We start from the raw sequence: 2,074 nt of genomic DNA, 5'->3' as shown, positions 1-2,074 counted from the left end.
TACGCATACGATACAAACTTCCGCCTGCACGGCCTTGTGGAACAGAGCGCTCGATATCGCGAACAATATAAGCTTCACCATTCATTTCAACGGCAGCGTTCTTCTTAATTTCACTTGCTTTAGGCATTCGTTTTAACTCCTGAATATTGTTTTGGCGCTATTATAGTCGGGTAAACTTGGAATTGATAAGGTGAAGTAATAAAAGAGTTTCATATCTATCTCTATAAGCAACGTTATTTTGCATGATACACAAACTTAAATTTAATGACCCAATATGTGTAAAATAGCCGCCCCAACTCACAGGAAATATTAATGATCTTTGGTTTGCTAATTTTATGTGCGATAAGCATCTTCGCTTCATTAGTCACTGAACTGTTTAACATTCCGGTACCTGGTGCGATTCTAGGCCTGCTGTTATTGACCGGTATATGTGTATTACGGGGCAAAACAGGGGCCTCTTTAGACTGCTCCAGCCAAGTACTGACTATTCTGATTCCTTTGCTAATCATGCCTTCGTGTATTGGCATTATGGATCACTGGCACCTGATAAAAAAAGAATGGCTAGCGATTCTGATAGCAATTTCCAGCAGCGTTATCTTTACCCTAGTGACCACGCCTTGGCTGATCGAAAAGCTAGAAAAAAGCCAAGAACTTGAGGAGTCTTAGCGGTGGAACTAATGTCTGAATTTAAGCTCCCCTACTTCTTTGACCTGTCTATGATATTAACAACAGCAGCCGTTTACTGGGCAGTCAGAAGAATTTACCTTAAGTCAGGCCTTCACCCTTTATTGCAACCTGTACTCCTCGGTTCAGGGACCATGATCGCGCTGCTCTTAACACTGAATATTTCGTATCAAGATTACTTCGAATCAGTACAAATAATTCATTGGTTCCTGGCGCCCTCAATTGTTGCTTTAGCCATCCCCTTATTTTATGAAGGCCGCCATATGCGTTCAAAAATAAAGACTCTCATCGCCCTAATATGCTTGGGAGGTTTTTTGACGGTATTGCTTGCGGTAGGCGTTTTACTTTTGTTCAAAGCAAGTGACGAGTCAATTCTTGCCATGCTCACCAAGTCGGTCACCACAGCGGTTGCTGTGCTGGTTTCAGAAGAAACTGGCGCGGTCGCATCTTTAGCAGCTGGCTTTGTAATGATTACCGGCGTTTTTGGTGCAGTCATTGCACCGCTTGTGTTCAAACGCTTTAATATTACAAATGACGAGGAAAAAGGCCTTGCCCTAGGGCTCAGCGCACATGCCATTGGCACGGTTAAAGCTTTTGAAATTAGTTCCAAGTGCGGCGCATATTCGATTCTTGCAATGATCGTCAATGGCATTTTTACCGCGATCTTACTGCCATTATGCTTCTGGTTGTTCTAGCAGCACACTCCTGGTTCATCGCTGAGATGGCACTCGGGAAATAACGACTCTTAAGACCTTGATAATCAGAACGCTTTTCTAGCATACCCGGTTACTTCACTCACGCCCATCTCTCGACCGAGCACCGTCAATGGATGCACGACTACAAGCCCTTTCACAGACTTCTTGAGTTTACCCATGTCTGCCTGCTCTTCTTTGAGAAGCGCTCGATGAAACTTCATTGCCTTAAGTTGAGCGCATTTACTACTTACATCTGAAGCTTTAGCCTGCTTTAAAGCAGAAATCTGTTTATTGATAGACTCGATATCACGCTTTGTTTGCCCGACCAATACCTGATTAAAACGCTTCTCTGCAGCCACTAAGGTATTCCGTTTTTTGTCTAAGGTATTTTGTAGTGCTTGAAGGTCTTGCTTGAAACTCATGATAACTCCTGGCGCAAAGGGAACTACTGAATATTAGACGCAGTAGTCAAAGGGAGCGAGATTGTACAGTAATTAACCAAAGGATTCGATCACAATTCAAATAACCCGAGCCTCCAGCAATAACAACGAGCCAAAAACTAAAAATTAGTGCATATACTCTACTACTAAAAATTAATGTGATGAACATCTCGTACTGTGAAGTTACGCACCAAAAATGTTTATAGTTTGCCGTATCTTGCGGCACAACAAGCCCCATACGGGATATTGTGATTT

The 2,074-nt window shown here is 42.7% G+C and carries 4 protein-coding genes and 1 pseudogene; 2 read left to right on the top strand and 3 right to left on the bottom strand.

Translation table 11 applies throughout. The features are described 5' to 3' along the window. A pseudogene (locus A3761_RS12335) lies at nucleotides 1–127 on the bottom strand (elongation factor P-like protein YeiP); the annotation flags it as partial. Between the two features lie 185 nt (nucleotides 128–312). Here A3761_RS12335 and A3761_RS12330 point away from each other — a divergent pair. Both A3761_RS12330 and A3761_RS12325 read left to right on the top strand, forming a co-directional pair. After that, nucleotides 313–666 carry a CidA/LrgA family protein gene (locus A3761_RS12330; protein WP_068739095.1) on the top strand — a complete coding sequence of 118 codons (354 nt, stop codon included), beginning with the start codon at nucleotides 313–315 and terminating at the stop codon, nucleotides 664–666. Between the two features lie 11 nt (nucleotides 667–677). Further along, nucleotides 678–1,379, top strand: a complete 702-nt coding sequence (locus A3761_RS12325; RefSeq protein ID WP_068508010.1) for an LrgB family protein — start codon at nucleotides 678–680, stop codon at nucleotides 1,377–1,379. 65 nt (nucleotides 1,380–1,444) lie between these two features. On the opposite strand, the gene A3761_RS12320 is transcribed toward A3761_RS12325, so the two are convergent. Together A3761_RS12320 and A3761_RS28550 are read right to left on the bottom strand one after the other, a co-directional pair. Further along, nucleotides 1,445–1,801: a YibL family ribosome-associated protein gene (locus A3761_RS12320; protein WP_068508013.1), complete on the bottom strand. Its 357-nt coding sequence runs from the start codon at nucleotides 1,799–1,801 to the stop codon at nucleotides 1,445–1,447. Between the two features lie 46 nt (nucleotides 1,802–1,847). After that, nucleotides 1,848–2,074: hypothetical protein (locus A3761_RS28550; protein ID WP_231881215.1), on the bottom strand; the 227-nt coding region annotated here is incomplete at its 5' end.

The sequence above is a fragment of the Oleiphilus sp. HI0123 genome, from assembly GCF_001635315.1.
Note: the sequence above shows the minus strand (reverse complement) of the source record. Positions and strands in the feature narration are given on the sequence as shown.